Source organism: Gemmatimonadota bacterium (assembly GCA_016714015.1).
In the GTDB taxonomy this organism is placed as follows: domain Bacteria; phylum Gemmatimonadota; class Gemmatimonadetes; order Gemmatimonadales; family Gemmatimonadaceae; genus Pseudogemmatithrix.
Genome location: JADJNZ010000011.1, coordinates 76,846 through 99,889 on the forward strand (window position 1 = coordinate 76,846; position 23,044 = coordinate 99,889).

At 70.9% G+C, this 23,044-nt stretch carries 24 protein-coding genes; 15 read left to right on the forward strand and 9 right to left on the reverse strand.

Translation table 11 applies throughout. The features are described 5' to 3' along the window. Nucleotides 1-68: 68 nt before the first annotated feature. The 8 genes from IPJ78_18650 to IPJ78_18685 all read right to left on the reverse strand — a co-directional run bounded on the left by IPJ78_18650 (nt 69) and on the right by IPJ78_18685 (nt 6,738). On the reverse strand, nt 69-758 hold the full coding sequence (locus IPJ78_18650) for a hypothetical protein (protein ID MBK7908555.1): 690 nt from the start codon (nt 756-758) through the stop codon (nt 69-71). After that, nucleotides 755-1,786, reverse strand: a complete 1,032-nt coding sequence (gene fliG, locus IPJ78_18655; GenBank protein ID MBK7908556.1) for a flagellar motor switch protein FliG — start codon at nt 1,784-1,786, stop codon at nt 755-757. The genes IPJ78_18650 and fliG overlap by 4 nt, the downstream gene beginning before the upstream one ends. A 44-nt stretch (nt 1,787-1,830) precedes the next feature. Next, on the reverse strand, nt 1,831-3,459 hold the full coding sequence (gene fliF, locus IPJ78_18660; GenBank protein MBK7908557.1) for a flagellar M-ring protein FliF: 1,629 nt from the start codon (nt 3,457-3,459) through the stop codon (nt 1,831-1,833). A gap of 14 nt (nt 3,460-3,473) precedes the next feature. Further along, entirely contained in the window at nt 3,474-3,833 is a 360-nt protein-coding gene (gene fliE / locus IPJ78_18665) for a flagellar hook-basal body complex protein FliE (protein ID MBK7908558.1), read from the reverse strand. A gap of 7 nt (nt 3,834-3,840) precedes the next feature. Continuing rightward, a complete protein-coding gene (locus IPJ78_18670) occupies nt 3,841-4,188 on the reverse strand; it encodes a hypothetical protein (GenBank protein MBK7908559.1) in 348 nt (115 codons plus the stop codon). Between the two features lie 23 nt (nt 4,189-4,211). After that, a complete protein-coding gene (flgC, locus tag IPJ78_18675) occupies nt 4,212-4,637 on the reverse strand; it encodes a flagellar basal body rod protein FlgC (protein ID MBK7908560.1) in 426 nt (141 codons plus the stop codon). 101 nt (nt 4,638-4,738) lie between these two features. After that, nucleotides 4,739-5,041, reverse strand: coding sequence for a hypothetical protein (locus tag IPJ78_18680; protein MBK7908561.1), 303 nt, complete (start codon nt 5,039-5,041; stop codon nt 4,739-4,741). Between the two features lie 266 nt (nt 5,042-5,307). Beyond that, a complete protein-coding gene (locus tag IPJ78_18685; protein MBK7908562.1) occupies nt 5,308-6,738 on the reverse strand; it encodes a sigma-54-dependent Fis family transcriptional regulator in 1,431 nt (476 codons plus the stop codon). Nucleotides 6,739-6,889: 151 nt separating this feature from the next. Between IPJ78_18685 and flgL the strand changes: the two genes are divergently transcribed. The 15 genes from flgL (at nt 6,890) to IPJ78_18760 (ending at nt 20,636) form a co-directional block, all read left to right on the forward strand. Continuing rightward, nucleotides 6,890-7,792, forward strand: coding sequence for a flagellar hook-associated protein FlgL (gene flgL, locus IPJ78_18690; protein ID MBK7908563.1), 903 nt, complete (start codon nt 6,890-6,892; stop codon nt 7,790-7,792). After that, nucleotides 7,789-8,391 carry a flagellar assembly protein FliW gene (fliW, locus tag IPJ78_18695; protein MBK7908564.1) on the forward strand — a complete coding sequence of 201 codons (603 nt, stop codon included), beginning with the start codon at nt 7,789-7,791 and terminating at the stop codon, nt 8,389-8,391. The genes flgL and fliW overlap by 4 nt, the downstream gene beginning before the upstream one ends. Nucleotides 8,392-8,469: 78 nt before the next feature. Next, a complete protein-coding gene (locus IPJ78_18700) occupies nt 8,470-9,594 on the forward strand; it encodes a flagellin (protein ID MBK7908565.1) in 1,125 nt (374 codons plus the stop codon). Nucleotides 9,595-9,714: 120 nt separating this feature from the next. Next, nucleotides 9,715-12,387 carry a flagellar filament capping protein FliD gene (fliD, locus tag IPJ78_18705; protein ID MBK7908566.1) on the forward strand — a complete coding sequence of 891 codons (2,673 nt, stop codon included), beginning with the start codon at nt 9,715-9,717 and terminating at the stop codon, nt 12,385-12,387. Nucleotides 12,388-12,526: 139 nt separating this feature from the next. After that, complete coding sequence (gene fliS, locus IPJ78_18710) at nt 12,527-12,928, forward strand: flagellar export chaperone FliS (GenBank protein ID MBK7908567.1); 402 nt, start codon at nt 12,527-12,529, stop codon at nt 12,926-12,928. Then, nucleotides 12,925-13,335: a hypothetical protein gene (locus tag IPJ78_18715; protein MBK7908568.1), complete on the forward strand. Its 411-nt coding sequence runs from the start codon at nt 12,925-12,927 to the stop codon at nt 13,333-13,335. Before fliS ends, IPJ78_18715 begins: the two co-directional genes overlap by 4 nt. Before the next feature lie 132 nt (nt 13,336-13,467). After that, nucleotides 13,468-13,710, forward strand: a complete 243-nt coding sequence (locus tag IPJ78_18720; protein ID MBK7908569.1) for a hypothetical protein — start codon at nt 13,468-13,470, stop codon at nt 13,708-13,710. A 35-nt stretch (nt 13,711-13,745) separates the two neighbouring features. Then, on the forward strand, nt 13,746-14,123 hold the full coding sequence (locus tag IPJ78_18725; protein ID MBK7908570.1) for a response regulator: 378 nt from the start codon (nt 13,746-13,748) through the stop codon (nt 14,121-14,123). A gap of 18 nt (nt 14,124-14,141) precedes the next feature. After that, the gene (locus tag IPJ78_18730; protein MBK7908571.1) at nt 14,142-14,831 is read left to right on the forward strand and encodes a hypothetical protein; all 690 of its coding nucleotides are present in this window, start codon (nt 14,142-14,144) and stop codon (nt 14,829-14,831) included. Nucleotides 14,832-14,841: 10 nt separating this feature from the next. Continuing rightward, nucleotides 14,842-16,965 carry a chemotaxis protein CheA gene (locus IPJ78_18735; protein ID MBK7908572.1) on the forward strand — a complete coding sequence of 708 codons (2,124 nt, stop codon included), beginning with the start codon at nt 14,842-14,844 and terminating at the stop codon, nt 16,963-16,965. A gap of 76 nt (nt 16,966-17,041) precedes the next feature. After that, a complete protein-coding gene (locus IPJ78_18740; protein ID MBK7908573.1) occupies nt 17,042-17,521 on the forward strand; it encodes a purine-binding chemotaxis protein CheW in 480 nt (159 codons plus the stop codon). Nucleotides 17,522-17,576: 55 nt separating this feature from the next. After that, on the forward strand, nt 17,577-18,434 hold the full coding sequence (locus IPJ78_18745; GenBank protein ID MBK7908574.1) for a protein-glutamate O-methyltransferase CheR: 858 nt from the start codon (nt 17,577-17,579) through the stop codon (nt 18,432-18,434). After that, nucleotides 18,431-18,961 carry a chemotaxis protein CheD gene (locus IPJ78_18750; GenBank protein MBK7908575.1) on the forward strand — a complete coding sequence of 177 codons (531 nt, stop codon included), beginning with the start codon at nt 18,431-18,433 and terminating at the stop codon, nt 18,959-18,961. The genes IPJ78_18745 and IPJ78_18750 overlap by 4 nt, the downstream gene beginning before the upstream one ends. Nucleotides 18,962-18,975: 14 nt before the next feature. Next, nucleotides 18,976-20,052, forward strand: coding sequence for a chemotaxis response regulator protein-glutamate methylesterase (locus IPJ78_18755; GenBank protein ID MBK7908576.1), 1,077 nt, complete (start codon nt 18,976-18,978; stop codon nt 20,050-20,052). Between the two features lie 11 nt (nt 20,053-20,063). Beyond that, on the forward strand, nt 20,064-20,636 hold the full coding sequence (locus tag IPJ78_18760) for a hypothetical protein (GenBank protein MBK7908577.1): 573 nt from the start codon (nt 20,064-20,066) through the stop codon (nt 20,634-20,636). 1 nt (nt 20,637) lies between these two features. Here IPJ78_18760 and IPJ78_18765 read toward each other — a convergent pair whose 3' ends face one another. Then, complete coding sequence (locus IPJ78_18765) at nt 20,638-22,950, reverse strand: PAS domain S-box protein (protein ID MBK7908578.1); 2,313 nt, start codon at nt 22,948-22,950, stop codon at nt 20,638-20,640. Nucleotides 22,951-23,044: the final 94 nt, after the last annotated feature.

Genomic DNA, 23,044 nt, shown 5'->3' on the forward strand with positions numbered 1-23,044 from the left:
ATGCACTCGCGATCAGTGGGCCGCTGCGCTCGGCAAGGTGTGCCGAGCGGCAATCGCGGCCGGGCCGTTCAGGCGTCGGCGCCCGTGAGCCGACGGAAGACCTGCTCGAGCGCGAGGTCCACGCGGCCGTCGATGATGCGCTCGCGTCCCTCGACCACGCAGCCGCCGCGCACGATCCGCGGATCGGCGACCCAGGTGACCTCGGGGAAGCTCGGGTCGGCGTTGAGGAGCGTGTGGTCGGTCGGGTTGAGCCGCACGCGCAACATCGTCTCGTGCGGGAAGGCGCTGATCGCCTCCTGCACGAGCGAGCGGATGCGGGAGGGATCGACCTGCACCTCGCGCTCGATGATGTGGCGAGCGACGCCGCACGCGAGCGCCACGAGGTTCTCCTCGAGCATGCCGGCGTAGTGCTCCTCGTGATGCTTGATGGTCGCTGCCGCGGTGTGCACGGCGGCAACGGCATCCGCGACGCGTCGGTCCGCCGACTGCTGGGCCTCGGCGCGTCCGGCGGCTCGGCCCTCCTCGAACGCGGCCTTCCGCGCCTCGGCGATGGCGCGGACATTCTGCTCCTGCATCTGCTCGCGCAGCGCGGTGAGCTCGCTGGCGGTGCACCCGCCGGCGCGGCCGGGGCCCGCCGCGTCGGGCGACGAGACCGGGCCGTTGAACTCGGCGAGGTTCCACGGCAGCGTCGACATCGGTGTGCGCGGCCGCGGACCGGCCTGCGCCGACGGGGGGGTGAGTCGCCGCGGCGCGCTCATGAGACGATGTCGTCGGTGCCGGAGGAGAGCACGAGCTCGCCGCTCTCCTCGAGGGTGCGGATGGCGGTGACGATCGTCGCCTGGGCCTTCTCGATGTCGCGCTTCTTCTGCGGCCCGAGGTTCTCGATCTCCTCTTGGAGCGACGAGACCGCGCGGGAGGACATGCCGCCCATGATCTTCTTCGTGAGCTGCTCGCTCGCGCCCTTGAGGGCGAGGGCCAGCGTCTTGATCTCGATCTCGCGCAGCAGGCGCTGCACCGACTTGTCGTCGAGCGTCGAGATGTCCTCGAAGACGAACATGAGGTCGCGGATCTGCTGGGCGAGCGCCGCATCGCGCGTGCCGACGCCTTCGAGCAGCGACTTCTCGTTCGAGCTCGGGACGAGGGCGAGGATCGCCGCGACCGCCTGCGGACCACCCGAGGTCGAGAGGCCCTGCTGGGTCTCCATGTCCTCGGTCCAGATGGATCGCTCGATGAGCTGCAGCATGTCGGGCGAGACCTTCGCCATCGTCGCCATGCGATAGACGACCTCGGAGCCGAGCTCCGGGGTCAGGTCCTTCAGCACGGTCGCCGTCTGGCCCGGATTGAGGTGCGCGAGGATCAGCGCGATGGTCTGCGGATGCTCGTTTCGGAGCATCGTCGTGAGCTGCGAGGGATCCGCGCTGCGCAGGCGGTGCAGCCCCGCCGTGTCGGCGAGCTGCGTCTGGATGCGCTTGAGGATCGAGGCCGCCTGCGGTGCGCCGTAGGCGCGCTCGAGCACGCGCTGGGCGTACTCGAGGCCGCCGTGCGCGATGGAGTCGGCGACGGTGAGGAGGTCGAGCCATTCCTTGAGCACTTCCTCGGCGAGCGAGGATTCCACGGCGGTGAGGCGCGCGATCTCGACGCCGATCGCCTCGGACTCCTCGGGGCTCAGCTTCTGCTGCAGCTTCGCGGCGGGGTCGGCGCCCAGCACCATGCACAGGATCGCCGCCTTCTGGCGGCCGGAGAGATCCGTGATCTTGTGCGGGCGATGCGCGGTGGCTTGGCTCATGGCAGGTCAGGCAGGGAAGGCGGTGGGGGCGGGACCGTATCGGATCAGCCGTCGCGCAGCCAGGCGCGCATGAGCTTGGCGGCGACCTCGGGCTGCTGCTCGACCGAGGCGAGGACCTGCTCGCGCATGGGGTTGTTCGGCACGATGATCTGCGGCGCCATGCGCGGCGCCGCCGGCATCACCGCGTGTGGCTGGCCGGGCGCGTGGGCGCCACCGGCGTGCGGCGGCTGCAGTTGCTGCTGCATCTGCTGCTGGAACTGCTGCTGATAGGCGGCGTACGCGGCCGGGTTCGCCTGCGGATCGGGCGGCAGGTATCCGGCCATCGCCCCGTCGGCGAGCTGTGCCGTGGAGTCGGCGGGGCGGCTCGCGGCGCGAAGGGTCATCATCGCGATGATGAACGCGAGCAGGATGCCGAGCGCGCTGAGCGCCGGGCGCTGCACGGTGCGGATCTGCTCGAGCGTCGTCAGCGGCGGCGCCACGGGAAGCACCGGCTTGGGCGTGAAGGGCAGCATGGTGACGGTCACGACGTCGCCGCGGGCTTCGTCGTAGCCGACGGCGCTCTTCACGAGTGTCTCGACCTGGCCGCGAAGCGCAGCGGAGTCGACGGGCGCGGCCAGGGCGATGCCGGCGGTCGCCGTGGCCGTATCCGCGACCGGCGGCACCGGCGCGGCGAGCAGGACGGCCACGGAGAGCCGTTCGATCGTGCCGACCGCGGAGCTCACGTTCTCGGTGGAGACGGTGTTGTCGTATTCGGCCCCGGTCTTCACCTCCGCCGCCCCGCCGTCGGTGCCCGGGATCACCTCGGACTTCGTCTCCATGGTGACCGCGGCCCGATTGGGGTCGAAGGTCCGCGACTGGCGTTCGATGCGATCGAAGGTGAGGGACGCGTTCACCTGCACCCGCGAGTTGCCCGCCCCGAGGATCGGCGCGAGCAGGCGTTCCGCCTTGTCGCGGAGGTTCTTCTCGACCTCCTGCTGGACGGTGAGCTGGCGGCTGGTGAGCGACGAGATGCTGCCTTCCTCGTCCCCCTCGTTCAGCGTGCGTCCGGCGTCGTCGGAGATGTTGACATGATCGCTCGTCAGGCCCGGGACGGCGTTGGCGACCGTCCGTGCGATCCCGCGCACGACCTCCGGACTGATGCCGTCGGAGCCGTTGGGCTCGAGGATGATGCTCGCTTCGGCGGGCGGCGGTGCGACGCCGTAGGTGTCGGACTCCCCCAGCACGAGATGCACGCGCGCGCGCGCGATGCCCCGCAGCCCACCGATCGACCGCTCGAGCTCGCCTTCGAGGGCGCGTTGCACCTTGATCTGCTTCTCCCGATCGGTCTCGCCGAACACCGAGGTCTCGAAGATCTCCATGCCCGGCCGCCCGTCGTTCGGCAGCACCCCGGCGCGCGCGAGCGCGACGCGTGCCTTCGGTACTTCGTCCGCCTTCACGAGCACCGTGCTGCCGCCGGCGCCGAGCTTGAACTCGATTCCCGCGGCGGTCAGGCGGTCGGTGAGGGTGCCCACGTCGCCGATCGGCACGCTGCCGAAGGCGGGGACCCAGGTGGGCGCACTGGCCCAGCGCGCGAGGCCGAACACGCCGGCTGCGGCGGCGAGGCCGATGACGAGGATCGCGGCGCGGCGCGGGCCGCCGACGCGGTCGAAGAGGGCGAGCAGGGCGGGAGGCATCAGGGGGACTCAGCTCAGCTCTGCATGTTGATGAGGGAGCGATAGGCTTCGACCACCTTGTTCCGCATCTCGATCGCGAGGTCGAGGGCCAGGCCCGCTTCCTCGCTCGCCGCCATCACGGAATGGAGATCGACCTGTTCGCCGGCCGCGAAGCGCTCCGCGAGCTCGGCGCCGCGCTCGCGCGTATCCGAGACCTCGCTGAGGGCCCGGGTGAAGGTGTCCTTGAAGCTGGGACCGACGTCGGCTGCACCACCGCTCGCACCCGCGCCACCCGAACCCGGGAGCACCGGGACGACGATCTGCCGCGGTCCGTCCTGGATGCGCGGCGTGACCTGCGAGAAGCTCGAGGAGAGTGAACCGATGGGCGACGTCATGACGGGCTCAGCCGCGGAGGTTGAGACGGCCGCCGCGCGCGGGAAGCGACGGCGTGGTGGCGATGCGGTGGCCGTAGCTCAGCGGGCCCATCGCATCCTCGCGCGCGAAGAAGGCGCGCTCGTCGGCGGTGAGGACCTTCCAGAGCTCGGGGTCGGTGCCCTTGGGCGGACGGAGCGCGGACGACTCGTCCGCGGCCGGGGGCTGCGGCGTCCGCTCCACCGGCGCCGGCGTCGTGCGCGTGGGGAAGGTCGGACGGACCCCGGGCGTCGCGCCGGCGGCGCCGGTGTCGAGGCCGTACGGGGAACGCGAGCTGACGGGGCGGGGAAGGGGAGCGCCGAGTCCGTTGGTCTGCATCGGAGGGGTGTCCAAGGAGGGAGTCAGATGTCGATCGCGCGACGGAGCATCGCCTTCATCGAGGAGAACGCGGTCGCGTTCGCGTCATACAGGCGGCGCGCTTCCATCAGCGTGACCAGTTCCTGCGTGGGGTCGACGTTCGGGTAGAGGACGTAGCCCTCCGCATCCGCGTGGGGGTGTCCCGGCTCGTAGACCTTCTCGAATGCGTTGGTCGTGTCTGCGGCGATGCCGGTGACCCGCACGCCACCATTGACGGAAAGGTCCTCTCCCATCGACTGGGCGATCGGGCCTCCCGTGATCGAGGGTTCCATCGTCACGATCCTCCGTTGGTAGGGCCCGCCGCTGGCGGTGCGCGTGGTCTCGGCGTTCGCGAGGTTCGCGGACGCGACCTCCATGCGGAGGCGCTGCGCGGAGAGGCCGCTGCTCGAGATCGCGAGGCCGCGGAACATCGCCGGGTCGGGGCGCAGCGACGAGCGCTTGATGTCGGGCAGCTCGAGCGCGGGGCCGGTGGGGCGGATGGAGGTCATGTCAGTCGATCCTCAGGGGGGAATCAGCGGTCGCGGATCGCGCTCTTGAGCGAGGCATACGCCTTCTCGAGGAGCTTGGCGGTGGCTTCGAAGCGGAGTTGCTCATCGGCGAGCGCGACCATCTCGGCCTCCACATCGACCGGCTCGGTGACGCCGTCGCCCGGCAGCTGCGGGCCCTGTGCCGCCGACGACAGCGCGAAGCCGTCGCCGTTGAGCGAGGCGCGCGCGACGCGCGACTGGATCCCGCGCACGCGTTCCTGATTCACATCCAGGGCGCGCTTGAGCGGCGATGCGGTCGTGGTGCGATCGACGAATCCGAAGAGCATCTGGCCTCCGCGGAGCAGGTCGGTCAGGCGGGATTGCCGGAACGCACCACTCCTCGGTGATGCATAAGGCAGGGCGCGGGCCAAACTCCCCAACGGGCGGCGTCGCCTCGGATGTGCTCTTTCAAGTTGTTATTGGACAACGACTTGTCGCACGCTCAGCGCGCGCCGGACAGCTCACGGCGGCGGGGTACGATGCTCGGCAGTTCTTGCCGGGAGTGCGGAGATTGCCGTCCGCGCGTCCGGCGGACGACGAACGCGGACGAACCCTACTCTTCCTTGCCGGCCGCGTTCAGCTTATGCCGCAACGTGCGGACGCTCATGTTGAGCAGCGTGGCCGCCTTGGTGCGGTTGCCGCCCGCCCGTTGAAGCGCCTCGTCGATGAGCAGTTCCTCCGCGACGACGACGTCGAGCGACGGCAGCCAGAAGCCGTTCGGGTCGGTCGGCACGGGTGTCGCGCCGGGGATGGGGGCCGCGACCGGCCGAATGATCGGCGTTCCCTTCATGGGCGTCGGCCCACCGCCGACGACGAGTCCGAGGCGCGCCGAGTCGAAGTGGTGCGGCTGGAGGATCGCGTCGGGAGAGAGGATCACCGCCCGCTCGATGGTGTGCTGGAGCTCGCGCACGTTGCCCGGCCACGCGTAGTCCTGCAGGAGCTGGATCGCCGCCGGGCTGATCCCATCGAACGGATGCCCGCTCTCCTTCGCCGTCTTGAGCGCGAAGCGATAGGCGAGGACGGCGATGTCGTCCCGGCGCTCGCGGAGCGGCGGGATCCGGATGGGGATGACCGACAGTCTATAGAAGAGGTCCTGGCGGAACCGCCCTTCGGCGGACTCCAGCGCGAGGTCCCGATTGGTGGTGGCGACGATGCGCACGTCGACGGTGATGGGGCTCGTGCCGCCCACCCGCTCGAAGCGCTGCTCCTGCAGGACGCGCAGCAGCTTGGCTTGGAGATCGAGGCGCATCTCCGAGATCTCGTCCAGGAGCAGGGTGCCGCCGTCGGCGCGCTCGAAGGCGCCCTCCACCCGCTTGAGCGCCCCGGTGAAGGCGCCCTTCTCGTGCCCGAAGAGGGCGGACTCGACGAGGTTCTCGGGGATCGCCGCGCAGTTGAGCTGGATGAAGGGGCGGTCGCGGCGCGGGCTCTGCTCGTGCAGCGCACGAGCGGCCAACTCCTTGCCAGTGCCCGACTCGCCCTGCAGGAGGACGGTCGCGCGGGTGGGGGCGGCGGTCGCGATCACGTTCAGCATCTGCCGGATCTGCGGCGAATCGCCGATGATCTGGCGCTCGTGGCGAAGTGCCATCACCTCGCGGCGGAGCGACTCGTTCTCCCGGCGGAGGCGTGAGAGTTCGAGCGCGGCACTGACGGCCACTTCGAGCTGGTCGGCCCGCACCGGCTTGGTGATGTAGTCCACTGCCCCGGCCTTGATGGCCGCGACCGCGTGCTCGATGGAACCGTGCCCGGTGAGCATGATGACCGGGACGTCGCTCCCTTCCTCCCGCAGGTACTCCAGGAACTCGAGCCCGGTCATGCCGGGCATCCGGTGGTCGAGGATGATGAGGTCGAGCGACTCCCGCTGCAGCACGCCGAGCGCTTCCGGGATGTTGGACGCGCCGTACGGCGTGTGTCCCATCCGGAAGAGCGTGTCGTGGAGGATCGCGCCGACCGTGGGATCGTCGTCGACGAACAGGATGTGCGCCATCGGGAGATGCGGGGTTGCAGGGCTCAAGTGCGGGGCGAGCGGGCCGACACTCACAGCATGGACGTGTAGCCACGCGGCAAGGTGACCGCGGGGCGCGTGCCCGTTCATAAGGTAGCCCCAAGCTCTCTCCCTCGGCATCCCGGGTGGCCCCATGCGCGTCACGAGCAACCTCCTCGTGCGAGACCAACTGACGGCCCTGCAATCCTCTGCCCAGGCGATGGTCCGGGCGCAGGCGCAGGTCACGTCCGGCAAGCGGATGATGGCAGGGTCGGATGACCCGGTCGGCAGCCGTGACGTGATGGCGGCCGACGGTCGCCTCCGGGCGATCACGCAGTACCGGCGCGGCCTCGACACGGCCAAGGGCCGGTTGGCGCTGCAGGACCAGGTGATGACGCAGGTCACCTCCCTCCTGACCCGCGCGCAGGAACTGACCGTCGCCGCGGCCACCGACACGATCGACGCCAACTCGCGTGCGACGATCCAGAAGGAGGTCGAGGGGATGTTCAACGAGCTCGTCGCGCTCGCGAACACCTCGGTCGAGGGCGAGTACCTCTTCGGCGGGCACCGCGTGACGGAGCGGCCGTTCGAGGTGACGGGCACCGGCGCCACGATGACGTACACGACCACCGGCGCGGCCGGCGACCGGCCGATCGAGGTCGATGCGGGCCGGACGATCATCCCGACCGATGACGGGGCGACGCTCTTCCTCGACACGGGCGTGCTCGATGCGGTGCGCGACCTCGCGGTGGAACTCGCGGGTCCGGCGAGCGCCGGCAACACCGCGTTGCGCGCCGTCGGGCAGACGCTCACTGCCTCGTTCGACGCCGTGCAGGAACGCGTGGGGGCGCTCGGCGCACGCGCGAGCACCATGGACCTGGTGGGCGCCAACCTCGATGCGTTCGAGGGGAGCCTGCAGGCCTTCCGATCCCAGATCTCCGAGGTGGACTTCGAGGCTGCGGCCGTCGAGCTCATCTCGCGCCAGAACGCCTACCAGTCGGCCCTGCTCGCGAGCAGCAAGGTGCTTGGCCTCAACCTCTCGGACTACCTGCGATGACGGCGACCGCGCCCGACCTGATGGACCGTTCCTCCGGCACCCCGTCGCGCCGCGCGAGCGATCGTGCGAACGAGCGCGCGATCGAGCGGCCGACGATGCACAAGATGCGGCGCACGAAGCTGCGGTCGCAGCTGCTGGGCGAGCTCATCGTGGACGAGGATGCGATCCTCGAGTTCCCCGACGGGCTGTTCGGCTTCGCGAGCTGCAAGCGCTGGGTGCTCGTGGGCGCGGGGAAGCCGGGATGGTGCTGGCTGCACGCGATGGATCATCCGGCGCTCGCGTTCCTGCTCGTCGATCCGTTCGATGCGTATCCGGAGTTCGCGGTGACGCTCACGCCGCAGGACCTCGCGGCGCTCGGCGTCTCCAGCGCGACGCAGGTGGGCGTCTTCGCGATCGTCACGCTGCCGCGCGCGGCGGGCGAGGCGATGACGGCGAACCTGCAGGGTCCGGTGGCGATCGCCGCCTCGTCGCGGCGCGGCCGGCAGCTCGTGCTGGGCGATGCGCGTTTCGCCGCGCGCGCGCCCTTGACGGTGTCACACGGTGCGACGGCGACACCGCTCGCTCAAGTCCTGCGCGAAGCCGACGACACTGAAGCGTGAAGTCGAAGACGGGTGTTCGCCCGTCACGAAAGGGAGCACGGACGCTCCACTCAACGTTCCAAGGGAGGAACACCAGCAATGCGTATCAACACGAACGTCTCCGCGAACGATGCCTCGCGCAACCTCTCGCGCGTGAATGCTGACGTCGCGGGCTCGATGGCGAAGCTGTCGTCGGGCTTCCGCATCAACAAGGCGGGCGATGACGCCGCCGGCCTCGGCATCGCGAACAAGCTCCGCGCCGACACCCGCGCCCTCTCGCAGGCCGCGAAGAACGCCGAGCAGGCCAACTCGCTGCTCTCCGTCGCGGAAGGCGGCCTCCAGACCGTCGGCAAGATCCTCGAGCGCATGAAGGAGCTCGCCACGCAGTCGGCCTCGGACAACACCGATGCGGACGGCCGCACGGCGATCCAGGCGGAGTTCACCGCGCTGCGCACCGAGATCAGCAAGATCGTGACGACCACGAAGTTCCAGGGCAAGACGCTGCTCGACGGCGGCTTCGGCAACGCGGTCGACACCGGCGCGGCCTCGACGGCCCTCGCCGCCGGCACCGGCGTCTTCTCGGCGACGATCAACGGCACCGCCGCGGACGACTACGACATCACGCAGACCGCGAACGGCTCGATGACCATCACGAACGGCTCGGGCGTCACGCAGACCGTCACTGGCCTCGTGGCCGGCCGTCAGACGGTCACGTTCGACCAGTTCGGCCTCACCCTCGAGCTCGACGCGAACTTCGATGAGACCACCGCCACGGGTTCGGCGGATGGCACGACGATCCAGGTGGACGCGGGCGCCGCGGGTGGCGCGTTCATGGTCCGCTCGTCGGGCGCCTACACCTCCGACGACCTCATCACGCTCGACAACGTCGACGTGACCGTCGCGACGCTCGGCATCGACACCGACACGCTGGCGACCTCCACCGGCGCGCAGACGGCGCTGAGCAACATCGACGACGCGATCGAGGTCGTCAACGGCTCGCTGGGCGACGTCGGCGCGGCGCAGAACCGCATCGGCTACGCGCTCGAGAACGTCAAGGCGCAGATCTCGAACTTCACGGCCGCCGAGTCGGTCATCCGTGACGTCGACATGGCCGAGGAGATGACGAAGTTCTCGAAGAACCAGATCCTCTCGCAGGCCGGCACGGCGATGCTGGCGCAGGCGAACCAGTCGGCGCAGGGCATCCTGCAGCTGCTTCGTGGTTGATCCACTTGGACCGGACGGGGGCGGCGATCCCGCCGCCACCGCCCCGGCCATGGTCTGACCCGTCGCCCGCATCGCCGAGTCCGCTCGGCGATGCGGGCCGACGGCCATCCAGGAGTTCCCGTGACGACACCCATCGGTTCGTTCCAAGGCCTCGCGAGCGGCATCCAGTGGCGCGACCTCGTCGACCAGATCATCGAGGTCGAGACGGCGCGCGCACTCCAACCCGTGAGCGGTTCGCTCGGCGCCGAACAGCGGCGCATCGAAGGTTGGACCGCGATCTCCGCGGCCGTGACCCGCGCGCGGGACGCGCTCGCCGCGCTCAAGGACGGCAGTGCCTTCCGCACCAAGTCGGCCACCGTCGGCACGACCGCATCGGGGCGCGCGCTGGCCACGGTCGGCTCCATCGCCAACGCGGCACCGGGCCGCTACGCCGTCGCGGTCGAGAATCTGGCACGCTCGGAGAAGCTCACCGGGCTCGCCGTCGCGGATCCCGCCGAGGCGCTGGGTCTGAGCGGACGCTTCTCGCTCAATGGCACCTCGATCACGATCGAGACGACCGACACGCTGTCGCGCGTGCGGGACAAGATCAACGCCGCCAACACCGGCGGCGCGCCGACGCGGGCTGCGGCCACGATCGTGACCGCGAACGGCGCGAGCCGGCTCGTTCTCACCTCCGAGACCACCGGCGCGCGTGGCCTCGAGCTCGCCGACGACCGCAGCGGTGCGGGCGGCACGAGCACCCTCGAGGCGCTCGGCTTCATCGACGCCACGCGGTCCATCAACACCGGCGCCGACGGCAAGGCGCGCTCCATCCGCGTCTCGTCCACCACGCTCGCCACAGCGGCGGCGCTCGGCATCAGCGTCTCGCCGTCCCCGGCGACGATCATGGTCAACGGGCGCACCCTGACCGTGGACCTCGAGAACGACTCGCTCGCGCAGGTCGTGGCGCGCATCAACGCGCTGAGCCCGAATGCCGCGTCGATCGAGTCCGAGACCGAAGGGGGCACCACCTGGTCGCGCCTCGCGATCGCCGGGTCGGTCGCCGGCGACGGCTCGAACGCCTCGAACGTCGTCCTCGAAGCACTCGGACTCCGCGTCGGCGGGCGCACGAGCAGTGTCACGCAGGCCGTGACGCTCGACTCGGTCCTCACGGGCTTCGGCGCCTCGACGGCGACCGGCAGCACGCTGCTGACCGACCTCGGCGTCGGCTCGGTCGCGGGGCTGCAGGCCGGTGACGTCATCACGCTCGCGGGCACCGACGGTGCCGGCGCGGCGGTGAACCATACCTATACGGTGAGCGGCACCGACACGGTCGATGACCTGCTCGCCTCGATCGAGTCCGCGTTCGCGGGCGGTCAGGATGTCGACGCGTCGATCGTGGGCGGCCAGATCCGCCTGACCGACAGCGTGAGTGGTGAGTCTCGCCTGGCCGTCACGCTCTCGGCGGGCCTGCAGTCCGGCGCCACCCTCGACTTCGGGTCCACCACGACCTCGTTCGGTCGCGTGCGTCAACTCGCCGCCGGCGAGGACGCGCTTATCCGCGTGGATGGCGCGCTCATCACGTCGCGCACCAACACCGTCGCCGGCGCCGTCGGCGGCGCGACCCTCACGCTCACCGGCGAGGAGGCCGGCGCGGAGTTCGAGGTGGCGATCACCAACACGCGCGAGACCTCGGTCGGCGTGGTGGAGGAGTTCGCCAAGGCGTACAACGCCCTCACCACCGCCATCGCGTCCGAGACCAAGGCCGACGGACGCCTGCCGTTCGCCAGCAGTGCGCGGTCGGTGCTTGGCGCGATGAAGGGGATCCTCCTCTCGAACCAGGTGGGCCTCGGTGCCTCGGCGCAGTACCTGCGCGCGGGGAGCGTGGGGCTCTCCCTGCAGAAGGACGGCACCCTGAAGCTCGACTCGACCGCCTTCAAGGCGGCGCTCGACACCGATCCGCTCGGCGTCGAATCGCTGTTCCGTTCGGCGGGCACCGCGGCGAATGCCAGCGTGCAGTACGTCGGCGCGGACGGTGTGACACCGTCGTCGGTGTCGGCCCTGGTCGTGACGCGCGCGGCGACGCGCAGCACCACGCTCGGTGCGGCCTTCGCGACCTACACCGCGGGCGCGACGCCAGCCTCGATGACCGTTACCGCCGAGGGCTCCGGCCGCAGCGCGACGATCACGCTCGCCAACGGAGACACCCCGGCGATCCTCGCCGCGAAGTTGCAGGCCGCCTTCAACGAGGAGAACGTCGCGGTGAACGCGAGCGTGGAGGGCGGGGCACTCCGGCTCACGAGCACCGACTACGGCTCGCTCGGCGGCTTCACCGTCGCGTACACGGATCCTGGCGCCGAGGCCCCCGGGACGCAGCTCGGGCTCGCCGCCGGCTCGTTCGACACCGGGCTCGACGCCGCCGGCACGCTTGACGGCGAGGCGATGACCGGTGCGGGGCAGCTGCTCACCTCGCTCAAGGGGCTCGTGCTGCGCTACACCGGCACCGACGACAACGCGACGTCCGAGGTGCGCTACTCGCGCGGCCTCGCGGGATCGCTGAGCCAGAGCGCCGAGTCGGTGCTCGCGTCGGGGAGCGGCGCGGCCGCGCTGCAGATGGACTCGGCGCGCACGCGCATCGCCGCGCTCGAGAAGCGCGAGATCGACATCCTCGGGCGACTCGAGCGTCGGCGCGCGGCGCTCGTCGCCGACTTCTCGCGCATGGAGACGCTGCTCTCGCAGTTGCAGTCGCAAGGCTCATGGTTGTCGTCACAGGTGACGACGATGAACGCGATCGCCGGCGCGCGCGCCGGCTGATCGCGTCCGTCGATCGCGCGCGCGGCTCGCGCGCGCGATCGACGCGCAGGACGTGATGGTGGTGTGCACGGCGGCGTGCGATGCACGCATCTTTTGGACCGAGGTGCCGATACTCCAGCGTGTCACCCTGGAGCCCTCGATGTCCTACGCCACCTCAGCCCGACACAGCACCCGCCGCGGCGATCGCTATCGCGAGACCGCCGTCCTGACCGCGAGTCCGGGCGAACTCGTCGTGATGGTCTACGACCACCTGCTCGCCAGCCTCCTGCGCACGCGCAATGCGATCGCCGCCGGTGATCACGAGGCCCGCCTCACCGAACTCTCCCGCGCGCGCGACTCCGTCGCCGAGCTGCTCGCCACGCTCGACCGCCCCCGCGGCGGCGCCATCGCCGGCCAGCTGAGCGGCCTCTACACGTTCTTCCTTCGCGAACTCACCACGCTCGGTGTGGACCCGGCGGTGGACCGGCTCGACCGGATCACCACGATGGTCCGCGAACTGCGCGAGGCGTTCGTGGGCATCCAGCAGGGAGCGGCCCGATGAGCATCGTCCAGACGCGCGGCCAGTTGATGGCCGACTACGCCAGCGGGATCACCATGCGGCTCTCCGCCGCCGACGAGTCGCTCCGACTGGCGGTGATCACGGGGGATACCGAATCCCTCCTGCAGGGCATGGGGGAGCGCGAAGCGGCGCTGACGGCGACCGAGGACCTGGTGGGCGAATTGTCACTGGCCGGGCTCTCGGCCGCCGAACACGCCGCGATCATCCGGCTGATGGTGCAGGCGCTCGAGCGGAGCCAAGTGGCCCAGGCCGCGCTCGAGGCCGAGCTCTTCCGGGCGCGCCGCGAGGCCTCCCGGGCGCTCGCCGAGCCGATGCCGCAGTTCCGCCCGGGGGAACGGGCCTTCTATGCCGTCCCCGGACGCCGTTCGAGTCTTCGGACGACCGGCTGATCTTGCCGGTCAAGTCGGCGGCAGGACCGTCGATACTGAACTCCAAAGGAGGAGTACCCGATGACGATCCCGCCCACTGGCCCGAGCCGCCCCCGCCTTGAAGGAGCGGCTCCCGCCCGAACCCCGAGCAGCGTGGCGCGTGTCTCCGACGAGACCGCGCTCCGTCAGCCCGATGCGCCGGCCCTCGGCCAGCGCGACGTGCTCGATCTCTCGCCCGCCGCGCGCGCCCTCGTGGCCCGTTCGGAGGACGAAGGGTCGCTGTCGGCGGAGCGCCTGCTCCAGGTCCGGCAGCGCATCCTCGATGGCACCTATGACACCCCCGTCGTGCTCGATGCCGTAGCGTCCGCGCTGCGCAAGAGCGGCGACCTCCGCTGACCCGCTTCGCAGCCTACTACCCACTCGAGCGATCCATGCGTTTCCTCGTCGTCGACGATTCCGCGACCATGCGCCGCATCATCGTGAACTCGCTCGACCGCATCGGCTACACCGATGTGGTCGAAGCGGATGATGGCGCCACCGCGATCACCAAGTTCGCGGAAGGCGGCATCAGCTTCATCATCACCGACTGGAACATGCCGCAGATGAGCGGCCTGGACTTCGCGCGCAACGTGCGCGGGCGGCCCGATGGGGCGGACGTCCCGATCCTGATGGTCACCACCCGATCGGCGCGCGAGGACATCCTCGCCGCGGTCGAGGCCGGCGTGAACAACTACGTGCTGAAGCCCTTCACCCCCCCCGTGCTCAAGGAGAAGATCGATGCGGTCCTCTCCGTGCGCGCGGCGGCCTGAACCGGAGGCGTTCGTCCGATGGCAACCCAGGTACAGTCCCACGATGATGTCCTCCATGCGACGGACACGGCCCTCCGGCTCGTGAACCAGGCGCTGGGTGACCTCGGCACGGCCGACAACCTCGCGCGCATCGCCGCGCCGATGGCGGAGAAGGGCGCGCACCAGAGCGGCAGCCTGCTCTCGCTCGCCTCGACGCTCCTCCGCGCCTACGCCGAGGTGGCCTCGCTGCTCGACCGCATCAAGCAGAGCCGCGGCCTCCTGCAGGAAGCGTCCGACGCGCGCCTCGACCAGATGAACAAGAAGCTCTCCGCCGTCACCTCGGCGACCGAGCTCGCCGCGACCGGCATGCTCGACGGCCTCGACCGCGCGATCGCGGTGGTGACCGAGCTCGAGCAGGAAGCGGAGGAGGCCGAGGACTTCGTCCGGCACGCCCGCTACACGGCGCTCCGCGAGGAGCTCTACGGGGTGATGACGCACGTCCAGTTCCAGGACATCACCAGCCAGCAGCTCGGCTACGCGGCCGCCGTGATCTCCGACACCGAACGCCGGCTCGAGCAGCTCACCGGGATCTTCGAGCCGTTCGCGGCCGACGTGACCGCCGTGAGCGGCAGCGTGCCGCACTCGGCGCCCAAGCACTTCGATCCGAATGCGGTGGCGGACAAGTCGGACTCGCAGGCGTTCGCCGACCAGCTCTTCGGCCCGCGCTAGGCGCACGGCCATGGCCCTCCTCACCATCGACGACGCGATCGCCGCGTTCGTCGCCTGCGAGCCCGGGGACGAGGCCGCCCGCCGCCGCCTGCGCGAGCGCCTCTGGTCCCTCGTCGCCGACAAGCGCTTCGCGCCGCCCGTGCGCATGTCGCTCGCCGACGCCATCGCGGTGCTCGACGATCCCTCCGAGTTCAAGGGCGACCGCGAGGCCGCCGGCCTCGAGAAGGTCCGCAATCACCTGGAGATCGCCGTCGATCACGACGAGAACGGCGACCGCGCGATGAGCGAGCCGGAGCCGGCCCCCGTGCCGCGCGACGTCACGCCCATGGGCATCCCGGTGGTCCCGGCCCCGGCCGCCGTCGGCGCGCCCGCCGCGCCCGCGACGTTCACCATCGGCGACGACTGCGACCGCGCTCTGATCGAGGACTTCGCCGCCGAGGCGCGCGAGTACCTCGAGAACGCCGAGGCCGCGCTGCTCCGGCTCGAGACCGCACCCGATGACGTCGAGGCCATCAACGACGTCTTCCGCGCCTTCCATACCATCAAGGGCACGTCGTCCTTCCTGGGCCTCGCCGCCATCGCCGGCTTCGCGCATCACGCCGAGGACATGCTCGACCGCGTCCGCGGCGCCGACCTCGCCTTCGCCGGCCAGGTGCCGGAGCTCTCGCTCCGCGCCGTCGACATCCTCAAGTCGCTCGTCCTCAGCATCCCCGCCGCGCTCGCCGGAGGCGCGCCGCCGCTCCCCGCGGACTACGGCGCGCTGCAGCAGGCGCTGAGCGATCCGGACTCGCATGGCGGCGTCGTCCCGCCGCGCGCGGTCGTCGAGGAGGACGAGACGGAAGCCCCGTCCGCCTCCGAGGGCGCGCCGCGTGCCGCACGCGCGGCGACGACCGCGTCCGCGAACCCGGCCGCTCCGGCCGCCGGCGTCCCGGTCACCGACCCGATGGTGAAGGTCCGGACCGACAAGCTCGACCGCCTGGTGGAGATGGTGGGCGAACTCGTGATCGCGAACACCATCCTCCTGCAGGATGGGATCGTGCGCGACGCGTCGCACCACGACCTCGCGCAGAAGGTCCGGCACGCCGACAAGATCGTCCGCGAACTGCAGGACCTCTCGCTCGGGCTCCGCATGGTCCCGCTCAAGGGGGCGATCACCAAGCTCGCCCGCGTCGTGCGCGACCTCGCGAACCGCAGCGGCAAGCAGATCGTGTTCGAGGTGACCGGCGAGGAGACCGAGGTCGACCGCACGCTCGTCGACCTCCTGGCCGACCCGCTGCTGCACATGGTGCGCAACGCGGTCGACCACGGGATCGAGGCGCCGTCGGAGCGGCTCAAGCATGGCAAGTCGGCGATGGGCGTCGTGCGGCTCGAGGCGAGCCAGGCGGGCGACCGCGTGCTCGTGAAGCTTCGCGACGACGGGCGCGGCCTGCAGCGCGAGAAGATCGTCGCGAAGGCCGTCGAGAAGGGACTCATCGCCTCGGGCGACGGGATGTCCGACTCCGAGGTGTTCGACCTGATCTTCGCGCCCGGGTTCTCGACGGCCGAGGCGGTGACCGAGGTCTCGGGCCGCGGCGTGGGCATGGACGTGGTGCGCCGCAACCTCATGGCCATGCGGGGCCGCACGCTCATCGAGTCGAGCCCGGGCAAGGGATCGGTCTTCACGATCGAGCTGCCGCTCACGCTCGCCATCACCGACGGCATGATCGTCCGCGTGGGCGCCGAACGCTTCATCGTCCCCACCGCGCAGATCCGTCGCTGCTTCCGGCCCGAGCCGAGCGCCGTCAGCACGGTGCAGGGCAAGGGCGAGATGGTCCAGCACGGCGGCGAGGTGCTCCCGTTGCTCCGGCTCCACCGCGCGCTCCGCGTGCTCGGGGCGCAGGAGCGGGTCGTCGAGGGGATCCTCATGGTCGTGGGCGACGGCAACAACCGCGTGGCGATCATGGTGGACGAGCTCCTCGGCCAGCAGCAGGTGGTCGCGAAGCCGCTCGGCGAGGCGATCGGACGCGTGCGCGGGCTGACCGGCGGCGCGATCCTCGGGGATGGCCGCGTGGGGCTCATCCTCGACGTCGATGAACTCGTCGTGGCGAGCCGCCAGGCGGTCGTCGACCCGGCCTTCGCGACGCAGGCCGCCTGAACGCTGCGGGAAAGCGCGGCATCGGCCGATACTGCTCTCGAAGGCCATCTCCACCACCATCGCATCCGAGTCCGACATGACCGCGCCCGTCGCTGACCTCTCCCCGTCGACCCGTTCGCTCGGCGGCAAGTACCTGACCTTCGTCCTCGCGGGCGAGGAGTACGGGTTCGAGATCCTCACCGTCCACGAGATCATCGGGATGATGGCGGTGACGCCCGTGCCGCACAGCCACCACGTGATCCGCGGCGTGGTGAACCTCCGCGGGAAGGTGATCCCGATCGTCGACCTCCGTCGCCGCTTCAGCATGCCGGCGACCGATGCCGAGGAGACGTGCATCATCGTGCTCAACGTGAAGGGGCTGCTCGTCGGGATCGCGGTGGACGCGGTCTCCGAGGTGCGCATGATCGCCGAGGGCGAGATCGAGCCGCCGCCGTCGTTCGGCTCGGACGTCGACGTCTCGTGCCTGCTCGGCGTCGCGAACTCCGAGGGGAAGGTCCGCATGCTGCTGGACGCGGACAAGGTCCTCTCGATCGACGCCATCTCGTCGGCGCTCTGACCCCGCCGCCGGCCCCTCGGGCCGGCGCTCCACGTCCCGAACCGCGATTCACGCGATGACCTCGACCAGCCCCGTGCTCGCCTCGGGCCCCGACCTGCGGCTCTCGGCCGACCGCTACGAGGCGGTCGCCGAGTACCTGCACGGCCTCTGCGGGATCCGGCTGCGCGACGGCAAGGAGGCGCTCGTCGTCTCGCGTCTCGGGCACCGCGTGCGTGCGACGGCGATGCCGTCGCTCGGCGCCTACATCGATGCCGTCCTCGACGGCGCGATCCCGGACGAGATCCCGCACTTCATCGACGTCCTCACGACCAACAAGACGAACTTCTTCCGCGAGCCGGCCCACTTCGACTACCTGGTCGAGGAGGTGCTCCCGCGCCTCGCGGTGTCCCCGGCCGAGATCCGCATCTGGAGCGCGGCCTGCTCGTCGGGCGAGGAGCCGTACACCCTCGGCATGGTCGTGCGCGACCACCTGCCGCCCGACGCGCTGCGCCGGACGCGGATCCTCGCGACGGACATCTCGCATCGCATCCTCGCGACGGCGCGCAGCGCGCGCTACGCGGGCAACCAACTCCAGGGGATCCCGCCGGAGACGCTCCGCAAGCATCTCGAGAAGGTGCCCGGGAGTCCCGATGCCTACACGGTGCGCAAGGAGGTCCGCGACCTCGTCCGCTTCGCGCGCCTCAACCTGATGGAGTCGTGGCCCATGAAGGGGCCGTTCGACGTCATCTTCTGCCGCAACGTGATGATCTACTTCGACCGCGAGACGCAGGAGCGGCTCGTGCAACGGTTCGCGACGCTCCTGCCGCCCGGCGGCATCCTCTGCGTCGGCCACGCCGAGAGCCTCTCGGGGATCGCGCACGGCCTGGAACCGATCCAGCCCGCCGTCTATCGCAAGCCCGGCGGCGCCTCATGAGCCTCGCCGGCACCGCGATCCACAAACTCTCCGTCGCCGGGCGCAAGTGCGTCGGCATCGCGGGGTTGCACGTCGCCGGCGCGGCCGGGGACGAGATCGTCACGTATGCCCTGGGCAGCTGCCTCGGGATCACGATGTACGACCCGCTCGCGAAGGTCGGCGGCCTCGTGCACGTCATGCTCCCCGACTCGACGCTCGACAAGGCGAAGGCGCAGAAGCAGCCGGGGATGTTCGTCGACACCGGCGTGCCCGCGCTGCTCGACGAGATGACGCGGGCCGGCGCCAGCAAGGGGCGGCTGCGCATCGCCGTCGCCGGCGGCGCGTCGCAGCGCATGTCGGGGAAGGACCACTTCCAGATCGGCGAGCGGAACATCCGCGCCTTCGAGGCCTGGATGCTCGCTGCCGGCATGAAGGTCGTCGCCTCCGATGTCGGCGGCACCAACTGCGCGCGCACCATGACGCTCGCCGTCGCGAGCGGCTCGGTCGAGATCCGCGCCGACGGCGCGACGAAGAAGCTGGTCCCGTGACCGCCGAGCACCCGGTGCGCGTGCTGATCGTCGACGACTCGGCGCTCGTGCGCCGGGTGCTGTCGGACGCGCTCGGACGCTTCATGGACGTGGAGGTCGTCGGCACCGCGCGCGATCCGTACGAGGCCCGCGACCAGATCGTCGCGCTGGAGCCCGACGTGATCACGCTCGACATCGAGATGCCGCGCATGGATGGCCTCACCTTCCTCGAGAAGCTGATGCGGTCCAAGCCCATGCGCGTGATCGTGGTGAGCTCGGTCGCGCAGGCGAGCAGCGCCAACGCGGTGCGCGCCATGGCCCTCGGCGCGGTGGACGTCGTGCCCAAGCCCGAAGGGTCGATGTCGGTCCCCGACGTCGAGCGGCTGCTCATCCGGTCGGTGCGCGCCGCGGCGCGCATCCCGCTCGAGCGCCTCAAGGCCCCGCGCAAGCGGATCATCCCGCCGGTCACCACGCGCCGCGCTGACGACGAGGGGGTGCCGTCCCGCCGCCTCGTCGCCATCGGCGCGTCCACCGGAGGGCCGCCCGCGATCGAGGCCGTGCTCGCCGGCCTCGGCGCCGACACGCCCGGCACCGTGATCGTGCAGCACATGCCGCCGCACTTCACCAAGGCCTTCGCCAACCGCCTCGACGGACTCTGCGCGATGCGCGTGCACGAGGCGGTGGACGGCGAGGTGATCCGCGACGGCACGGCCTACATCGCTCCCGGAGGATACCATCTCCAGGTGCGCCGTTCGCCCGACGGCTTCGTCACGCACGTGAAGGACGGCCCGATGGTCCATCACCAGCGTCCCGCCGTCGACGTGCTCTTCGACTCGGTCGCGCAGGTCGCCGGCGAGACCACCGTCGCCGCGCTGCTCACCGGCATGGGCGCCGATGGCGGTCGCGGCATGCTGGCATTGCGCGAGGTGGGGGCGTGGACCATCGCCCAGGACGAGGAGAGCTGCGTCGTCTACGGCATGCCACGCGAGGCGGTGATGCTCGACGCGGTGGAGGAGATCCTCCCGCTCGACCGGATCGCCGGCGCGATCAACGCGCAGCTCGGACGCGGCCGTCGAGTCACGGGTCCGTCGATCCCCGCCATCATGCGTTGACCGGAGTCCCCATGCGTCGCTCTACCTTCCTGCGTCCCGTCCTGCTCGTCGCCACCGTCGCCGCGGTGGGGCTCGTCTCCTGCCGTCGCTCGAGTCCCGAGGCGGGGCCGGACGTCCGCGGCAACGCGCCCGACATCACCGAACGCGACGCACGGGCCCGCGCGGCCGCGGTGCGCCTCGAGCCCTACCAGTCGGTCGATCACGCCTTCCGCGACGCGAAGAGCCACCTGACGCATTCGGTGCGCCTCACCGTGCAGGACAGCGCCGACTGGCGTACCGTCTGGGCGCGCATCGCCGGCCCGAACGATGCGGCCGAGCCGCCGGCGGTCGACTTCACGCGCGAGATGCTCCTCGTCGCCGGGATGGGGGAGCAGCCCTGCATGGGCTATCTCATCAACATCGACACCATCTTCCGCGACGATGACCGGCGCATCTACGCGGTCGTGCGCGAGCGGCACCGCGGGGCGGGGTGTGGCTGCCTCAACGAAGTGGTCTCGCCCGTGGACGTGGTGCGCGTGCCACGCACCATCCGGCCGGTCACCTTCCTCGAGCGTCGCGAGTCGAACGTCTGCGAGGTGCGCTGACTCAGCGCGCCGCGGTGCGCCCCGCCGCGATCTCCTCGATCACCTCGAGGAGCTGCTGCGGGCGGAACGGCTTGAGCAGCACGGTGGTGTGCGGTCCCGACTCCTCGCGCTCGGCCGCGTCGATCGGACGCCCCGAGATGAGCACCGTCCCGCGCGCGGCCCCGCGACCGCAGAGGCGCTGCGCGAGCGCCGATCCCCGCGTGCCGGGGAGTTCCTGGTCGCAGACGAGCACCTCGATCGATTCGGCGGATGCCAGCGCCTCCGCCTCGTCGGCATTCGCCGCCAGCCGCACGGCGTGCCCTCCCTCCTGCAGCAGACGCCGCAGGATCTTGCCGAGCTGCGGGTCGTCCTCCACCACGAGCACGCGCCGGGCGGGGCGCGCGCGCAGTTCCGCCGACGGCCGCGGCGGTGCATCCGCGGCGGCGAGGGCCTCGTGTCGCGGGAAATAGCAGTGGAACTCGGTGCCGATGCCCGGCTCGCTCCGCACGTCGATCGCGCCGCCCGACTGCAGGACGGTGCCGAGCACGGCGGGCAGGCCAAGACCGGTCCCGTGCCCCTGCGGCTTCGTGGTGAAGAACGGCTCGAAGATGCGCCGTCGCGTCGGCTCGTCCATGCCCTGGCCGGCATCGCGCACGCGCACCACGACGTGCTCGCCAGCCTGCAGCGGACCGAGCCGTGCCGCCTCCTCCGCCTCGAGCACCGCGTGCTCGACGACCACGGCGATCGTGCCCCCCTTCGGCATCGCGTCGCGCGCGTTCATGATGAGCGCGGTGAGGGCGCGCTCGATCTGCATCCGGTCGGCCTCGATGAGCCAGGTCGCGTCGGGGACCCGCACGTCGAGCCGATGATCGGTGCCGAGCACGCGATCCATCCAGCGCTTGAGCCGCACCGCGACCTCGCCGAGGTCGAGCGGGCGCGGCTCGAGGAACTGCCGGCGCCCGAAGGCGAGCAACTGGCGTGTGAGCTCGGCCCCGCGCTCGGCCGAGGTGCGGATCTCGTCGAGCGCCTGCCGGACCGGACTCGACGGCCCCACCTCGTCGGCGGCGATGTCGACCCACGCGAGGATGCTCGTGAGCATGTTGTTGAAGTCGTGGGCGACGCCGCCCGCGAGGAGGCCGACGGCCTCGATCTTCTCAGCCTCCGCCATCCGCAGCTGCAGGGCGCGCGACTCGGTCATGTCGGTCACGGTGCAGAGCAGGGCGGGGCGTCCGGCGAAGTCCACGAGACTGGTCGCGACCTCGACCTCGAGCGGGTGGCCGAGGACGTGCACGCCGCGGAGCTGGATGCGCGTGCTCTGGTGCGAGCCGGTGGCGAGCGCGGTGCGGACCTCGCGCAGCCGCGGGATGGAGCGCCGGTCGATGAGCGACAGCACGCGCGTGCGTCGCGCGATGAGCCCCGCGTCGGCGCCGAGGAGCTGCAGGAAGCGCGGGTTCGCGTACACGAGCACGCCATCCTGCACGACGACGATGCCGGTGAGCGCCTGCTCGACGAGCTGGCTGAACCGGTACTCCACCTCGCGGAGGGTCGCCTCGGTCCGCTCGCGCGCCGTCACGTCGCGCGCATTCACGACGAAGACGCTGTTGCCGAGCACCCCGGGGTTGAATCCCGAGGTCGTCGTCTCGAGGGTGCGCCAGCCGCCGTCCTGGTGGCGGGCGCGCACGACCGCACTCCGCACGAGCGTCGGGTCGTGCTTGAGGTCGTGCAGCAGGATGTCGATGCTCGGGAGGTCGTCCGGGTGCACGAAGTCGGGCAGGCGCTTGCCCTCGAGTTCGCGCGCCGGCCAGCCGAGATGCACCGAGACCGACTCGCTCACGGAGCGCAGCGTGCCGGTCTCGTCGAGCAACGCCCAGATGTCGAGCGCGTGCGCGGTGAGGGCGCGGAGGCTCTCCTGGTATTCGTGGAGGGCGCGGGTCGCGAGGCGTTCGGCGGTGAGGTCGGTCGCGTGGATGCGGACCTTCATCGCCTCGTCGGCCTCGATCATGAGGCGCACCGCGCGGTCCTCGCGCAGGTGCTGGAGGAATCCCACCTCGAGGGAGCAGCCGGGCCAGTCGCCCGAGGCGACGGCAGCGATGGCGTGGGCGAGGGCCGGCCGGTCCTCCAGGCGCACGAGTGTCGGCAGCGGATGCGCGAACAGCTCGTCGCGCCGGATCCTGAGCGCCGACGCGAAGCTCGTGCTCACCGCACGGACGCGCCCCTGCGCATCCACCAGTGCGGTGGGGTTGCTCGCCGGCATCTCCGGCAACGTGGGCGCGTTCCGGCCGTGCGGGCCGGCCGCGGCTTGCGGAGCGAGGGGGGCGATGGGCGCGTTCGGCACGTGTCGGAATATGCGTCAGTGACCGGGCGGCGGTAGCTCCAGTTCCCGTAGGCGCGACCGATACTCGGAGGAGAGAGTAGGCTTCCACCGTCCG

Coding starts and splice junctions, on each gene's coding strand:
- fliE (MBK7908558.1), bottom strand. CDS start 3,833: ATGACGTCGCCCATCGGTTCACTCTCCTCGAGCTTCTCGCAGGTCACG.
- fliF (MBK7908557.1), bottom strand. CDS start 3,459: ATGCCTCCCGCCCTGCTCGCCCTCTTCGACCGCGTCGGCGGCCCGCGC.
- fliS (MBK7908567.1), top strand. CDS start 12,527: ATGTCCTACGCCACCTCAGCCCGACACAGCACCCGCCGCGGCGATCGC.
- IPJ78_18750 (MBK7908575.1), top strand. CDS start 18,431: ATGAGCCTCGCCGGCACCGCGATCCACAAACTCTCCGTCGCCGGGCGC.
- IPJ78_18730 (MBK7908571.1), top strand. CDS start 14,142: ATGGCAACCCAGGTACAGTCCCACGATGATGTCCTCCATGCGACGGAC.
- IPJ78_18700 (MBK7908565.1), top strand. CDS start 8,470: ATGCGTATCAACACGAACGTCTCCGCGAACGATGCCTCGCGCAACCTC.
- IPJ78_18685 (MBK7908562.1), bottom strand. CDS start 6,738: ATGGCGCACATCCTGTTCGTCGACGACGATCCCACGGTCGGCGCGATC.
- fliW (MBK7908564.1), top strand. CDS start 7,789: ATGACGGCGACCGCGCCCGACCTGATGGACCGTTCCTCCGGCACCCCG.
- IPJ78_18740 (MBK7908573.1), top strand. CDS start 17,042: ATGACCGCGCCCGTCGCTGACCTCTCCCCGTCGACCCGTTCGCTCGGC.
- flgL (MBK7908563.1), top strand. CDS start 6,890: ATGCGCGTCACGAGCAACCTCCTCGTGCGAGACCAACTGACGGCCCTG.
- IPJ78_18650 (MBK7908555.1), bottom strand. CDS start 758: ATGAGCGCGCCGCGGCGACTCACCCCCCCGTCGGCGCAGGCCGGTCCG.
- IPJ78_18735 (MBK7908572.1), top strand. CDS start 14,842: ATGGCCCTCCTCACCATCGACGACGCGATCGCCGCGTTCGTCGCCTGC.
- fliG (MBK7908556.1), bottom strand. CDS start 1,786: ATGAGCCAAGCCACCGCGCATCGCCCGCACAAGATCACGGATCTCTCC.
- IPJ78_18670 (MBK7908559.1), bottom strand. CDS start 4,188: ATGCAGACCAACGGACTCGGCGCTCCCCTTCCCCGCCCCGTCAGCTCG.
- IPJ78_18715 (MBK7908568.1), top strand. CDS start 12,925: ATGAGCATCGTCCAGACGCGCGGCCAGTTGATGGCCGACTACGCCAGC.
- IPJ78_18745 (MBK7908574.1), top strand. CDS start 17,577: ATGACCTCGACCAGCCCCGTGCTCGCCTCGGGCCCCGACCTGCGGCTC.
- flgC (MBK7908560.1), bottom strand. CDS start 4,637: ATGTTCCGCGGCCTCGCGATCTCGAGCAGCGGCCTCTCCGCGCAGCGC.
- IPJ78_18760 (MBK7908577.1), top strand. CDS start 20,064: ATGCGTCGCTCTACCTTCCTGCGTCCCGTCCTGCTCGTCGCCACCGTC.
- IPJ78_18680 (MBK7908561.1), bottom strand. CDS start 5,041: ATGCTCTTCGGATTCGTCGATCGCACCACGACCGCATCGCCGCTCAAG.
- IPJ78_18725 (MBK7908570.1), top strand. CDS start 13,746: ATGCGTTTCCTCGTCGTCGACGATTCCGCGACCATGCGCCGCATCATC.